At 45.9% G+C, this 13,756-nt stretch carries 13 protein-coding genes and 2 pseudogenes; 8 read left to right on the forward strand and 7 right to left on the reverse strand.

The annotated features are described in order from the left end of the window. Positions 1-564: 564 nt before the first annotated feature. Positions 565-1,197 carry a DUF417 family protein gene (locus H7R39_RS02110; protein ID WP_185897762.1) on the forward strand — a complete coding sequence of 211 codons (633 nt, stop codon included), beginning with the start codon at positions 565-567 and terminating at the stop codon, positions 1,195-1,197. Positions 1,198-1,532: 335 nt separating this feature from the next. Here H7R39_RS02110 and H7R39_RS11525 read toward each other — a convergent pair whose 3' ends face one another. From H7R39_RS11525 to H7R39_RS02120, 3 genes and pseudogenes are all read right to left on the reverse strand, one after another. Further along, positions 1,533-1,676: an SEL1-like repeat protein gene (locus H7R39_RS11525; RefSeq protein ID WP_323874597.1), complete on the reverse strand. Its 144-nt coding sequence runs from the start codon at positions 1,674-1,676 to the stop codon at positions 1,533-1,535. 3 nt (positions 1,677-1,679) lie between these two features. After that, a pseudogene (locus H7R39_RS11530) lies at positions 1,680-1,871 on the reverse strand (tetratricopeptide repeat protein); the annotation flags it as partial. Positions 1,872-1,892: 21 nt separating this feature from the next. Next, positions 1,893-2,039: a hypothetical protein gene (locus H7R39_RS02120; RefSeq protein WP_185897764.1), complete on the reverse strand. Its 147-nt coding sequence runs from the start codon at positions 2,037-2,039 to the stop codon at positions 1,893-1,895. A gap of 144 nt (positions 2,040-2,183) precedes the next feature. Here H7R39_RS02120 and H7R39_RS02125 point away from each other — a divergent pair, with 144 nt between their 5' ends. The 7 genes and pseudogenes from H7R39_RS02125 to H7R39_RS02155 all read left to right on the forward strand — a co-directional run bounded on the left by H7R39_RS02125 (position 2,184) and on the right by H7R39_RS02155 (position 10,189). After that, positions 2,184-2,939 carry a DUF4272 domain-containing protein gene (locus tag H7R39_RS02125; protein WP_185897765.1) on the forward strand — a complete coding sequence of 252 codons (756 nt, stop codon included), beginning with the start codon at positions 2,184-2,186 and terminating at the stop codon, positions 2,937-2,939. Positions 2,940-3,486: 547 nt separating this feature from the next. Further along, positions 3,487-4,952: pseudogene (locus H7R39_RS02130) on the forward strand (MBOAT family O-acyltransferase). Between the two features lie 9 nt (positions 4,953-4,961). Further along, positions 4,962-6,080 carry a hypothetical protein gene (locus tag H7R39_RS02135; protein ID WP_185897766.1) on the forward strand — a complete coding sequence of 373 codons (1,119 nt, stop codon included), beginning with the start codon at positions 4,962-4,964 and terminating at the stop codon, positions 6,078-6,080. 71 nt (positions 6,081-6,151) lie between these two features. Next, complete coding sequence (gene ispG, locus H7R39_RS02140; RefSeq protein ID WP_185897767.1) at positions 6,152-7,210, forward strand: flavodoxin-dependent (E)-4-hydroxy-3-methylbut-2-enyl-diphosphate synthase; 1,059 nt, start codon at positions 6,152-6,154, stop codon at positions 7,208-7,210. A 23-nt stretch (positions 7,211-7,233) separates the two neighbouring features. After that, positions 7,234-7,389: a hypothetical protein gene (locus H7R39_RS02145; protein WP_185897768.1), complete on the forward strand. Its 156-nt coding sequence runs from the start codon at positions 7,234-7,236 to the stop codon at positions 7,387-7,389. A gap of 92 nt (positions 7,390-7,481) precedes the next feature. Then, a complete protein-coding gene (locus H7R39_RS02150; RefSeq protein WP_185897769.1) occupies positions 7,482-8,891 on the forward strand; it encodes a replicative DNA helicase in 1,410 nt (469 codons plus the stop codon). Positions 8,892-8,914: 23 nt separating this feature from the next. Further along, positions 8,915-10,189 (forward strand): ComEC/Rec2 family competence protein, encoded by a 1,275-nt coding sequence (locus tag H7R39_RS02155; protein ID WP_185897770.1) that lies wholly within the window; start codon positions 8,915-8,917, stop codon positions 10,187-10,189. On the opposite strand, the gene H7R39_RS02160 is transcribed toward H7R39_RS02155, so the two are convergent. The 4 genes from H7R39_RS02160 to H7R39_RS02175 form a co-directional block, all read right to left on the reverse strand. Next, entirely contained in the window at positions 10,186-11,016 is an 831-nt protein-coding gene (locus tag H7R39_RS02160) for a YihY/virulence factor BrkB family protein (protein ID WP_185897771.1), read from the reverse strand. The genes H7R39_RS02155 and H7R39_RS02160 overlap by 4 nt on opposite strands. A gap of 9 nt (positions 11,017-11,025) precedes the next feature. Beyond that, positions 11,026-11,418: a hypothetical protein gene (locus tag H7R39_RS02165; RefSeq protein WP_185897772.1), complete on the reverse strand. Its 393-nt coding sequence runs from the start codon at positions 11,416-11,418 to the stop codon at positions 11,026-11,028. 191 nt (positions 11,419-11,609) lie between these two features. Then, positions 11,610-12,992: an FAD-linked oxidase C-terminal domain-containing protein gene (locus tag H7R39_RS02170; RefSeq protein WP_185897773.1), complete on the reverse strand. Its 1,383-nt coding sequence runs from the start codon at positions 12,990-12,992 to the stop codon at positions 11,610-11,612. Next, positions 12,992-13,708: a plasminogen-binding N-terminal domain-containing protein gene (locus H7R39_RS02175; protein WP_185897774.1), complete on the reverse strand. Its 717-nt coding sequence runs from the start codon at positions 13,706-13,708 to the stop codon at positions 12,992-12,994. The genes H7R39_RS02170 and H7R39_RS02175 overlap by 1 nt, the downstream gene beginning before the upstream one ends. Positions 13,709-13,756 lie beyond the last annotated feature (48 nt).

The raw sequence follows: 13,756 nt of genomic DNA on the forward strand, positions 1-13,756 counted from the left end.
AAAATCAAATTTTGCATTTGGCTTGATCTTGAAATTTAAGTTGCGATAAATTTGCCGTCCAGCAAGTTGAGCTTGTTTTTTGATGCAAATTTAGCCGCTTTGATTTTTGCGACGTTTATAAAATCTTAAATTTGACGCACGGGGGTTAGTCAAATTTAGATCGAGTCTCTTAAATTTACGGTTTAAATACTTGTGATCTTTGTAGTGGGGGCGGTTTTAATCAAGCTTTGCTCATTGACGCTTACGCATATTTTAGTCCTTTGGGTCGTTCATGCTTTTTACTATGCGTAAAAGATGTATTTGCTTGCTTTTTTGTTTTTATCGTTCGCAAATATAGACATTATATGATCAGATAACGCCTTAAGCTTCTACCGTATTCTATAAACTTCAAATTTAAAATCTTGCTTAATCCAAAACTAAAATGTAATTAAAGTTTCCATTTATGATAATGCTTATCTTTTTAAGCAGAATTTTATATGATTTATATATAATCCCGTTATAATTTTATCTAGCCTTAAATATACAGTCTAATTAAAATTATAAAAATCACCCTAAAGGAACTTAATGCAAAAATTTTTACAAGCCTTAGCAAGCTCGCAAAAATATTTCGTAAACTACGTTAGCGTCGCAATTTTCATCGTGATGGCGTGGATAGGCGGACTCAAAGTCGTGCAATACGAGGCTGACGGCATCGTGCCGTTTGTAACCAACAGCCCGTTTTTTAGCTACATGTATAGCAAAAAAGATATCGTAGATAACGGCAAGGGCAAAATGGTTGCCGAGTACAACCTACACAAAAACCCGGAAGGCTTGGTCGTGCCTAAAAACATCGAGTGGCACAAACAAAACGGTACTTACGCTGTTTCGTATTTGATCGGTGCGATGATCTGCACTATCGGTACGCTCGTGCTGCTTGGAATCTGGTTCCCTAAACTAGGGCTTATCGGCGGGCTGCTGACGTTTGGCATGTCTATCGTAACGCTTAGCTTTTTGATAACGACGCCTGAGACTTGGGTGCCAAATCTAGGCAATCCGGCGCTCGGCATCACTGAAAGCCCTAATCACGGCTTCCCGTATCTATCGGGTGCCGGACGACTGGTGCTAAAAGATATAATAATGTCTGCTGCAGGACTAATCGTAGCCTCAAATGCGGCGCGCAGGCTTTTGGAGTGCTGCAAAAGCTGCGCAGGTAAGTAAAATAGCGGATTTTGGCGAGCGGTAGGCCTAAGTTTAGGTATCTTGTCGCTCGCGGCCGTTTTTATCCCTAAATTTACGGTCTTGCCGTAAATTTATCTTCTTTTTCTACTCTAGACTAATTTTTGCGCTAAACACCACACCGGCGGAACTCTGAAAAATTGCTAAATTTTATTTTCTACATTTTGCGGATTGACGAGCGTTGATTTTAAATTTGCCTTTGCTTTTTGTTTGTCAAATTTAATAATCCAAGCGCGTTTATGGATACGGCTAAAATTTGCCGCCGCCGACTAGATCGTGCAAAAAGTCGGGGTAGATTTATCCACGCCCAATAAACCTTACTTTGCCTTTTCGCAACCTAGATCAAGCCCTGGTTCGCAGGATTTTTTATAAAATTTAGCCGCTTGTTCGCTTGATTTTTCCGTGCCTTTACTGCTCTCATAAAGCCCTGCTAGTCCGTAGCAGCTGCCGCTACTACCCATTTCGCAGCTTTTGTTAAATAACTCGAACGATTTTTGCTCCGAGCGCTCCACGCCTCTACCCGCGCCGTAGACGTCGGCTAAATTCGAACAGCCGTTAGCATCGCCTAGCTCGCACGATTTTTCGTAAAATTTAGCCGCCTTGGCGTAATCTTGCGCAGCGCCCATACCGTAGTCGTAGGCTAATCCCGCACGACGACAAGCATCCGCGTGCGACGCCTAGCAAGCCTTTTCAAAACCGCCGAGCGCACCCGCAAGATCGCCTTTTGCTTTCGCCGTTTGCGCCGCGGCGTAGATTTCGTCCGCGCTTGCGCCAAACATCGCGCTTGCAGCGCATAGAAGCGAAACTGCTAAAATTTTTCTCATTTTTTATACTTTAAAATTTGATGGATGCGGATCCTAGCGCAACGTTTTTGAAATTTACGTAAATTTGTCGCCGACAAGTCGCTAAATTTTCCGTTTATACGCTAAAATGCCCGCGTAAATTTATGCAAATTTTAAGGAGAATGCGTGGGTATTTTTGACTTTTTTAAAAAAGGGGCTGATAGCGCGCGAAAAAGAAGCGCAAGCGCCGCAAAGATCGGCAAGACCGCGCAGGAGCGCAAAGATATAAGCATCGAAATTTTAAAATTGCAAGGCGTGCCTTTTATAGACCATCTGCCGCTGCGATACGAGACGGGCGAGGTCGCGCCGCGCGAAAAGGACGAGGTTATCGCCCGCTCTATTTGCTCGTTTGCCGCGATAATGTGCGCTTGCACGATCAGAGATAACGGCGAGCTAACGGACGAAGATAAGCAGGGCACGAAGGATTTTCTCGATAACCGCTTCGGGTGCATAGACAAGCTAACGCGCATGGAGCGCCGCGTTATAGAGGGTGAAGCGAGCTACGACGAAGCCGTAAATATGGGCTGGAAATACGAGTCGCTGTGGGCGCTGCTTTGGGCGATGGGGCTAGTAAAAGAGCTGGATTTCCCAAAGGATATCTGCGACTGCAAATTTGTGATGGATGCCTTTATCGGCGGCGATTTTTCGGAGCGCGTAAAAATGCGGGGTACTGATGAAATCCTGCAGGCGCTCGATCTCGTCTACCGCTATCACTGGGCGTGCGTCAATGCCAGAGTAAACGGCACTAAGAGCGCAGGCCTTGATGAAGAGGTCGTGATGGAGAGGCGCGGCGGGCTAGAGTGGCTGTGCTGCAAGGGCGCGGAGAATGATAATCTGAGCGATGAGTATAATGCGTGGGATTATCCTGATCTAAACACCTGACGCGTTGTCTCGCTTTGTTATATGTCGTTGCGTCTAAAATTTGCTCGGTCACGTATTGCATACACGCTTCCATCGCAAATTTTATTCGCGCCTCGTCTAGCTTCGCGATACTGTGGCTTGTATACTTGCATTTAAATTTAAAAATAATTTTTTCATAAGCGTTTTTGATTCGCCCTGTCTCCTCATAGTGAAGTCTCGTTACGAGCGTATGGCGCAAAGTAAAGCGAAAAATACCGCGCCTTATTTTTTGCGCGTTGTCTTGCTTTGCTATATTTCGTTGTCTTAAAATTTTACTCGGTCATTATCTATACGTAAAATTCTAGCTTCGCGATACTGTCGCTTCCATCTTTTTGTTCAAATTTAACTTTCAGGCTCGATAGACTATTTTTCGCGTATCGTCTTGTCCTTACCTTTATTTTTGCGCCTTTGTGTCAAATTTGACTGCCAGCTTGTTTGGTATCTTTATTCACCGCTCGTTAAATCGTTACTATTTTATTTAAATATTAAATAAAACATATTATAATTGCGCTAAAAAATGGATAAATAAATGCTCTTTAACTCTTATGAATTTATATTTTTGTTCTTGCCTTTTACGTTTTTTATATATTTTTATCTAAACAAAAAGCGCCTTACCGAATTGGCAAAGGGCTTTTTGGTACTATCGTCACTATTTTTTTATAGTTGGTGGAACATTACTTATTTGCCATTAATTTTAGGTTCTATGATATTGAACTATTGCCTTGGATTGGAGCTAAATAAAGATAATCCTAAAATTTCAAAGAAGATTATTCTTCCATTAGGAATAACTGGAAATTTAGCGCTTCTTGGGTATTTTAAATATTCTGATTTTTTAATAAGCAATATAAAATTTGCCTTTGATGTTCAAATATCTCATTTAAATTTACTTTTACCTCTTGCTATTTCGTTTTTTACTTTTCAGCAAATTGCATATTTGGTGGATAGCTCTACGGGGGGGGTACGAAGCAGTATGATTTCTTGAGTTACTGCTTGTTTGTTACATTTTTTCCACAACTAATCGCAGGTCCAATCGTGCACCACAAAGAAATGATGCCGCAGTTTGCAAAAGCTAGAAATAAAATAATTAATTATAAAAATATAGCTCTCGGGCTTTTTATATTTTCTATTGGACTTTTTAAAAAGGTCGTTATTGCCGACACCTTTGCTGTTTGGGCAACAAACGGATTTGATAATGCCGCATTTCTGAATTTTTTCGAAGCTTGGGTTACTAGCCTTAGCTATACTTTTCAGCTTTATTTTGATTTTAGTGGCTACTGTGATATGGCGATCGGCGCGGCGCTGCTTTTTAACATCAAACTCCTGATAAATTTCAACTCGCCCTACAAGGCTTTAAATATTCAGGATTTTTGGCGCAGGTGGCATATCACGCTAAGCCGTTTTTTGAGAGATTACGTCTATATCCCGCTGGGAGGCAACCGCAGAGGCAAGGCGAGAACGTACGTAAATTTAGCTGCGACCTTCGTGATAGGCGGTATCTGGCACGGGGCGGGCTGGACGTTTGTATTTTGGGGATTTTTACACGGCGCAGCTTTGATCGTCCAAAGGATTTGGAGCGAGCTAGGCTTTAGGCTAAATAAATTCCTAGCTTGGTTTATAACCTTTAACTTCGTAAATATTGCGTGGGTATTTTTTAGAGCTAAGGAGTGGGACGACGCGCTAAAGGTGCTAAAGGGGATGTTTGGCCTAGGCGGCGGGCTAGCTCTAAATTCGCGGCTAGAGAGAAAGGTCGGTTTTTTGAGGGAGTACGGCATTAAATTTGGCGAGTGGAATCCAAATATACAAATAGACAGCACAAATACCTTGCTCTACTACTTGATCGCGGGTTTTGCGGTCTCGCTACTGTTTAAAAACTCTGCGCAAAAGCTACAAGGCTTTAGACTCGGCGGGCTAAATTTGACCCTTGCGGTACTTTGTTTTACGCTGGGCGTTTTAAATTTGCACAAAATGTCTCAATTTTTATATTTTAACTTTTAGGAAAATCGTATGAAATTTAAAAAATGGACGTTTAGTTTTTTGGCCTCGGCGGCTTTGATTTTCGCGCTCGTAGCGGTTTTTAATTACCTGGTCGATCCATATAGGATTTACGATACGGATATCTTTAAAAATAAACCCAGAGAGGACTTGCAGTCGCGCTTTATGAAGGTTGTAAAGATCCAAAAAATCAGGCCTGCATCGATATTTTTAGGCAACTCCCGCCCGCAAACAGCTCTAAATTCGGCGCATAGATACTTTACGCAGCCTGCTTTTAACGCGGCTGTATCGGGAAGCAATCTAAATGAAGCTAAAGCCTATCTAAAATGGGCGATAAAGCAGGGAAATTTAAAGCAGGCATTGCTCGTTTTTGACGACAAGACGATGCTAGGCGGCGGTAGCAAGGCCGATGATTTTGAGGAGTATTTTAAAAATCCTAGCGCGTATAAGATTTTATTTAGCTCTCAGACGCTTCGCGACTCGGTAGCGACCGTCCTAAAATACGGCAAAACTCTGCTTTTTGAACCAGACGGCAGACGAACCGAGGCGTCGCTACTGGAAGAGGTGCGAAGAAACGGCGGATACCGCAAATACTCCGTAAAAAAGATAGAGAGCGGATATATGGCTGAACGCAAAAGGGACGAGGTGTCAAGGCTGTCTTATGAAAATTTTATCGAGATTTTAACGGACGCTCACGAAAATAACGTAATCCTAGATATCGCTATAAGTCCGCTGCACGTAAGGTTGCTTGAAGCTATGGACTACAGGGTCGGGCTTGACGTGGCGTGGTACGAGTGGAAAAAGCAGATAATGGCCGTAAACGAAGAGGTTGCCAAGCGTCTAGGAAAAAAGCCGTTTAGGATAGTGGATTTTGGCCTTTATAACGAGATAACGGCGCAGGAGCTACCCAAAGACGCAGACCAAATTTCGCCGTACTACTGGGAGGCTAGCCACTATAACGCAAGGCTCGGCGATATGATGCTGGATTTCTTAACGGGGCAGGGCGAGCAAGTGGGGCTAGGCGTAGAGATAACTAGCAAAAACATAGACACGCACATAGAAAAGCAAAAGGGCTTGAGAGCTAAATTTATAGATATGCGGGAGTATAGGCGCGAGGTTTTGGGCGAGTAGATTTTAGGGCGGTAAATTTATTTAAAAGCCAAGATTTTATATAATCGCACAATAAAATTTAAAGGCTAAATTTGCAAAGATACCCCACGAAACAGATAAAAATCCGGGACGTAAAAATAGGCGGAGACGCGCCTATATCGGTGCAGTCGATGACGTTTAGTAAAACCAAAGACGTAAAAGGCACGCTAGAGCAGATACAAAGGCTCTATTTTGCGGGCTGCGATATCGTGCGCTGCGCCGTGTTTGACAAAGAGGACACCGCCGCGCTACGCGAGGTGGTCAAATCTAGCCCGCTACCAGTCGTCGCCGACATTCACTTTAACCACAACTACGCCGTGATAGTTAGCGAGTTTGTCGACGCTATCCGCATAAATCCGGGCAACATCGGCTCCAAAAAGAACATCAAAGCCGTCGTGGACGCGTGCAAGCAGCGAAATCTGCCTATCCGTATCGGCGTAAACTCGGGCTCGCTCGAAAAGCAGTTTGAGGACAGATACGGCCGCACGGTCGAAGCGATGGTGCAAAGCGCGCTTTATAACATAAATTTGCTCGAGGATTTTGACTTTACCGATATCAAAATCTCGCTAAAATCAAGCGATATCGAGCGCACGATGGCCGCATACCGCGCGCTTAGGCCGCTTGTGGCGTATCCGTTTCACCTTGGCGTGACGGAGGCTGGCACTAGTTTTCACGCGACGATAAAATCAGCGATTGCGCTAGGCGGACTGCTACTGGAGGGCATCGGCGACACGATGCGAGTTAGCATCACGGGCGAGCTAGAAGAAGAGATCAAGGTCGCAAAAGCGATCCTCAAAGATAGCGGCCGCCAAAAAGAGGGGCTAAATATCATCTCGTGCCCGACTTGCGGGCGTTTGCAAGCTGACCTGATGGCCGCGGTAAAGCTCGTCGAGGAGAAAACCAAACACATCAAAGAGCCGCTAAACGTCTCGGTGATGGGCTGCGTCGTAAACGCGATCGGCGAGGCCAAGGGCGCGGACGTAGCGATAGCGTTTGGCAAAGGAAACGGCATGATAATGCGCAAAGGCGAGGTAGTCGCGAGGCTGCCCGAGAGCGAGCTAGTCGATAGATTTTTACTAGAAATTGACGACGAGATAAAGTCTCGGGCGTAAATTTTGGGCGTCAAATTTGACGTTTGGCGGCGAGCGGCTCGGTCAAATTTGAGCCGATAAATTTGGCCTCTGGCTCGGGTTTAAATTTGATCGTCAAATTTGAACTCTATTTTATCGGCGCGAGCCTGCGAAACTGCGCCCTTTACGGCGCTAACTCAAATTTGACCGCTCAAAGCTAAAGCAAATTTACGAGCAAGCGTCAAATTTGAATCCAAATTTTATAAAATCCGCCCAAATGCAGGCAAATTTAACAAGATAAAAGGACACTAAAATGGCAAAAGAAAACATCGATATGCACAATCTCTACGACCTAGATATGGAGCGCGCGATCCTCGCGTCCATCATCTATAGCGCGGATAATCTAAGCGAGATTTTCGATATCCTAAGCCCGTTTGATTTTTACCTGCGCGCTCACGGCGACGTTTACGACGCGATGGTAAAGTGCCTAAACGAAAATTTGCCCGTCGAAACGGGGTTTTTAAAAACCAAGCTGGGAAACAAATTTGACGAAAACGTGATGAGCGAGATCATCGGCACGAACTCGATCCTAGACGTCAAAAAATACGCCAATGAGATCAAAGAAAAATCAATCAAGCGAAGCCTGGTAAAAATCGCGCACCAGATACCTAGCAAAGTGAGCGAGGATAAGCCTAGCCGCGATATGGTGGACGAGCTGAGTCAGAGTTTTTATTCGCTAGTGGACGGGCAGAGCGCGGGCGTCGTAAAAGACGCTCCCGTCATCATCGCAGACGTCATCGCGCACCTAGAAAAGCAAAAACTGCTCGAGGACAAGGATATCGTAGGCATCGACACGGGATTTCGCCAGCTAAACGAGATGACGAAGGGCTTTAAACACGGCGATCTCATCATCATCGCGGCGCGCCCGGGTATGGGGAAAACGACGATCTGCCTAAATTTGATGAACCACGTGCTAATGCGCGGCGGCGGAGTCGTATTTTTCTCTCTTGAGATGCCCGCCGAGCAAATCATGCTACGTATGCTAAGCGCCAAAACCTCGATCCCGCTACAAAACATAATGACGGCCAAAATGGACGACGAGGAGTGGTCGCGCCTAAGCGACGCGTGCGAGGATATGTCTAGTCGCAAGCTTTTCGTCTACGACAGCGGCTACGTAAACATCCACCAGATCCGCACGCAGATGCGCAAGCTCAAGTCCTCGCACCCAGAGATCACGCTATGCGTCATCGACTATATCGGCCTCATGATGGCGACGTCAAATTTCTCCGACCGCCACCTGCAGATCGCCGAAATCTCGCGCGGACTAAAGCTGCTAGCACGCGAACTAAACATGCCTATCATCGCGCTTAGTCAGCTAAACCGCAGCCTGGAGTCCCGCGCAAACAAACGCCCGATGCTAAGCGACCTGCGCGAATCAGGCGCCATCGAGCAGGATGCCGACATGATACTTTTCGTGTACCGCGACGAGGTTTACCGCGAGCAGGAGGAGAAAGAAGCCGAGAAAAAGGCGCACGCCGAGGGCAAGGAGTACGTGCGTAAATTCGTCCCAAACAAGATCGAAGAGGACGCCGAGATCATCGTGGGCAAGAACCGAAACGGCCCGGTCGGCACGGTAGAAGTAATATTTCAGAAGGAATTTACGCGCTTTGTCGATAAGAGTTTTGGCGCCGCGCACGTGGCGGAGTTTAACCCAAACGCCTAAAATGCGCCCTTTAAGCTCAAATTTTGCAAAAGCCGCAACGTAAATCTATCTTTGAAAACGCGCGCGAGGTTTATATATTTTGCCTTGCGTGCGCACTCGTTTTTGCGCTAAATTTGGGTTTTAGCTACTATAAATTTCGCGAATTTAAATCCCAAAGCGGCGTTATCCTGCAAGCTAAAATTTTACAAAACTACGAAAAAACGAACGAAAAAGGTAAAATTTACCGCGTTTTAAAGCTTAAAACTCAGGATTTTAGCTTTTACACGACGACGCTATCAGACTTTGGCGCGGGAGCGAACGAGCAAATTCTAATCGGCGCCGAAAATAAAAACGTCAAATTTAAAGAGTACCTAAGCGGCTCGTTTTTTATGCCTAGCTACGGCGTAGTCGAGCTTAGGTACGCCGCGAGCGAGGAACGAATTTACGATAAAATTTTTGAGTTTATCGCTGCGCAGCACGAAAACGAGAAAATGGCCGAGCTTTTTACCGCGCTGTTTCTGGCTGCGCCCGTGGGCAAGGAGCTTAGGCAAGACGTAAATTTCTACGGCGTTGCGCACCTCATCGCGATTTCCGGTTATCATTTGGGATTGATTTTTGGGGCGTTATATTTTATTTTGCGCCCGATTTACCGCTATTTTCAGGCGCGATACTTTCCGTATCGAAACGCCAAATTTGACCTCTCGGCTGTGATCTTTGCGGTTTTGTTTTGCTATCTTGCGCTGATTGGCTTCGTGCCGTCATTTTTGCGGGCGTTTTTGATGAGTTTGCTGGCGCTGTTTTTACTCGCTAGAAACGTGCGCGTCGTTAGCTTTGAGCTTCTTTTTACGGTGATTTGCGCCGCCGTGGCGCTGATGCCGAGCCTGCTTTTTAGCGTCGGATTTTACTTCTCAAGCATGGGCGTGTTTTATATTTATCTGTATTTGCGGCACTTCGGCGAGCGATTTTCAAATTTAAGCAACGCTATCTTGCTAAATTTTTGGGTATTTTCGGCGATGATTTTGCCCGTGGTTTATTTTTTCCCGCTCGTTAGCGCCCAGCAGCTAGCCGTCTTGCCGCTCACGCCGCTTTTTAGCTTGTTTTATCCTATTAGCGCGCTTTTGCATGCTTTTGGCGCTGGCGGCGCGCTTGATGAGTACCTGCTAGAATTTCTCTCGTGGCGCGCAAAGGGGGTAAATTTGAGCGTGCCGTTTTGGCTGTTTTTGTTCTATAACGCGCTTAGCTTAGCAAGCGTCAAAAGCAAAATTTTAGCCGCCGTTATCGTGCCGCTAAATTTACTCTGCTTTGCTGCGCTTTTTTAAGCTTCTTTGTCGCTCTCACCCGCTTTTTCCAGATACGCGCACAGCTTCACGCCGTAAAGAAATATGATCCATGACACGTAAATCCACACGAAAAAGAGCAGCACCACCGAAAACGAACCGTAGATGCTGAGGTAGGTTTTGTTATTTGCGGCGTAAAAGACGAAGATATTTTTGCCCAGATACCAGATGAGTGAGGCGACAAATGAGCTAAAAAGCACGTTTTTTAGGGCTATTTGGCGGTTTATCGAGATGAGATACGTCACGCAAAATATCGCCCAAATGATGAGGTACGGAAAGATACTTATGAAATTTATCCACTTCGTGTAGGTGCTGGAGTTTAGCATATCTTGAAATAAATTTGAGAGATAAAAGCTAAGCCCAAGCCCTAAGGGAGCCAGCGTAATGAGCGTCCAATACGCGCTTAGCGAGTTCCAAAATTTGCGGCTGCTCGTGTGCATGATGCGGTTGATGACGTATTCGTAATCGGCAAAAAACATGATCGAAGTAAAGATGATGGCGCCAAGGCCGAGGATGCCAAGGCTTGAGCTGTTTTGCAAAAATGTTTCGATGTAGTTTGAGATCGCGTCTTGGTTTGACGGCAGTAGCTGGGCGAATATAAATTCCTTGATCTTAGCGTAATAGACGCTAAAGCTTGGCATCTGCGTAAAGAGCGAGAGCGAGATGAGCAGCACGGGGATGATGGATAGCATCGTGTGAAAGCTCAGGCTAGATGCGTAGTGCAGTAGCTGCTTGTCCTTGATCTTTAGCATCGCCGTGAGCCAAATTTTAAGCGTTTGTTTTATCTTTTCAAATTTTTGCGGGTTCATTTTGGATCCTTAAATGTAACTGCTTATGGGTTTAAGGTTTTTAAATTTGACGTTTTTTTGTATCATTTTTTCTAAATCATCCATGTCTTTTCTCGCATACAATAGCCCAAATCCAAATTTGGTATCGCCGCTCTCGCTTTTTATTTTGAATACTTTTTCATTGTTCCTGAAGGCAACTCCGACATCATAAATCATTTCGTCAAATTTAACTTCATAGGCGCGTTTAAAGCCTAAAAATCTTATCTCTTTTGAGATGCCGTCTTGCTTAACTCTTATACCTTTTTGCATCAGGGTATAAAAAGCGAAAGCCAAAAAGCAAACAGGCATCATATCGTAAAGAAATAGCAGCAGATTATAGTCGGCGAATAAATTTTCATCTGCTGCTCGGCCTAATAGCGCCATTGTGCCGCAACATTAGAACATTAAAAAGTACATTATCTTTAAAAACGGATCGGGGCGTATAAGTAAGTCTCCGCAACCGACATGCTGAAAAGATATTTTGTCATTTTTCCTAAAAAGCAGTACAACCATAAAAATAATCACCAAGGCGTCAAGGACTATTTTTAAAAAATCAGCTACGCCTTGCGCCAAATTTACAACCCCATTTTAAACGGGTTTAGGATATTGTTCGGGTCAAACGCCTTTTTGATATTTCTAAAAAGCTCCATTTCAGCAGGCGTAAAGGCAAGCGGCATAAACTCGGCCTTGCTGATGCCGATGCCGTGCTCGCCGCTAAGCGTGCCGCCAAGCTCCACTGCGATCTTAAAAATTTCCTCGATCGCCTTGTGTCCGCTCTCTACCTGTGACGGGTCGGCTTTGTCCACGACCATGACGTTGGTGTGTACGTTGCCATCCCCAGTGTGGCCGAAGCACGGCACCTGCACGCCGTATTTTTCAGCGACGCCGCCGATACGCTCTAGCAGCTCGGGTAGCTTTGAGCGCGGCACCGTGATGTCCTCGTTTAGCTTTAAATTTCCGTAGATATTTATCGCTTGCGAGCAGTTGCGGCGGGCAAACCAGATGTCGTTTCGCTCGCTCTCATCCTTAGCGCGTCTAAATTCGCTAGCGCCGTTTTCTCTAAACACTCGCTCTATCGTGGCGAGATCCTGCTCTAGGCCGTCTAAAACGTCGCCATCCACGTCGGTGATGAGCAAAGCGCCCGCATCTTGCGGTAGGCCTTTGTTAAATTTAGTCTCGACCGCGCGTATGCAAAGCGCGTCCAAAAACTCCATCGCTACCGGCGTCACGCCTGCAGCCATCGTCTTATAAACGGCGTTCATCGCGGCGTTTACGCTAGGGAAAATTCCCATCGCAGTTTTTCTAAATTTAGGCTTTGCGATGAGTTTTAGCGTGATCTCGGTTATTACTGCTAGCGTGCCCTCGCTAGCGATTAAAATGCCTGAGATGTTGTATCCGGCGACGTCTTTTATCGTGCGTTTGCCCGCGCGGATCACTTCACCGCTAGGTAGCACGGCTCGTAGCGCCATGACGTAGTCTTTGGTGATGCCGTATTTTGCCGCGCGCATGCCGCCCGCGTTTTCGCTGACGTTACCGCCTAGCGTCGAGTACTCCTGGCTGGCGGGATCGGGCGGGTAGAAAAGCCCTAGCTTCTCGGCTTCGCGCTGCAAATTTATATTTATACAGCCCGGTTGCACGACGGCAACCATGTTTTGCATGTCGATCTCTAGGATTTTGTTCATGTGCTTTTCAAAGGCAAGCACCACGCCGCCCTCGTGCGCTAGCGCACCTCCCGTAAAGCCGCTACCCGCACCTCTAGGCACGATTATGATTTTATTTTCGTTACAGTACTTTAAAATCTCGCTAACGTCGCGCTCGTCCCTAGGGAAAAGCACTCCGTCGGGCAAATGTCGCTTTCTGGTCGCGTCGTAGCAGTAGGCGATCCTGTGCGCGTCGTCGAAGTAGGCGTTGTCCGCGCCTAGTAAATTTACAAAAAATTTAGCGTGTTTTTCGTGCATCATTTTTCTTTCAAAAGAGCTTTGTAGTGGCGGTCAAAGTCGCTGATCTGCTCCGAGCCCCATTTCCAAAATACCGTATCGATGTCCTTGACGCGAGTGTAGAAAGGCAGCTGGTAGTATTTGACCGCGCCGCTTTGGAAGCGTTTTAGCGGCTCGAAACTCTGGCAGTCGGCAAAAAGCGCTTCGTTGTTCATGGCGATAAATATTAGCCCCGCGGCGCTTTGAGAGCACATTTTGCGAAAATCGTCGCGGCTAGGGTTTGGCTTATACTCGTAACTTAGGTACGAGCCCACGATATCGGGGTGGATAAAGGTGATATCTTTAAAAGCGTTCGTTACTTCGGCGTAAATTTCTTTGTTCGGTACGATGATGAGCGAGCGGTTGTAGAGGTAGTTTAGGATGATCTCGTCGCCGCTTTTAGGCAAAATTCCCGGTATAGGTAGGGCTTTTTGCGCTAGCGTGTCAAATACCTCGAATCGCACCTTTGCAAAGCCGCCGCTCTTTTGCGTAACGACGGCGCGAGCGATGATCGAGCTTTGAGAGCCTTCAAATTTATGCATCACGACGCCACTACTGCCTACGACGATGTCCGAGCCGTCTATGATCGTGCCTACGCCCTCATTCACGCTTATTAGCGGGGTTTTGTACTCTCTCATCGAGAATTCCGCCGCAAAACCGAGGCAAGCCGCCGCTAAAAATAAAAGAAATTTTTTCAAAATTTATCTCCTGAAAGTTTGAAATTTTAGCGCTCATTATATCTGAAA

This window comes from Campylobacter massiliensis, from assembly GCF_014253065.1.
Lineage (GTDB): Bacteria > Campylobacterota > Campylobacteria > Campylobacterales > Campylobacteraceae > Campylobacter_A > Campylobacter_A massiliensis.

Coding starts and splice junctions, on each gene's coding strand:
- H7R39_RS02120 (WP_185897764.1), bottom strand. CDS start 2,039: ATGAGAAAAATTTTAGCAGTTTCGCTTCTATGCGCTGCAAGCGCGATG.
- H7R39_RS02160 (WP_185897771.1), bottom strand. CDS start 11,016: ATGAACCCGCAAAAATTTGAAAAGATAAAACAAACGCTTAAAATTTGG.
- H7R39_RS02170 (WP_185897773.1), bottom strand. CDS start 12,992: ATGCACGAAAAACACGCTAAATTTTTTGTAAATTTACTAGGCGCGGAC.
- H7R39_RS02135 (WP_185897766.1), top strand. CDS start 4,962: ATGAAATTTAAAAAATGGACGTTTAGTTTTTTGGCCTCGGCGGCTTTG.
- H7R39_RS02165 (WP_185897772.1), bottom strand. CDS start 11,418: ATGGCGCTATTAGGCCGAGCAGCAGATGAAAATTTATTCGCCGACTAT.
- H7R39_RS11525 (WP_323874597.1), bottom strand. CDS start 1,676: ATGGGTAGTAGCGGCAGCTGCTACGGACTAGCAGGGCTTTATGAGAGC.
- H7R39_RS02110 (WP_185897762.1), top strand. CDS start 565: ATGCAAAAATTTTTACAAGCCTTAGCAAGCTCGCAAAAATATTTCGTA.
- H7R39_RS02150 (WP_185897769.1), top strand. CDS start 7,482: ATGGCAAAAGAAAACATCGATATGCACAATCTCTACGACCTAGATATG.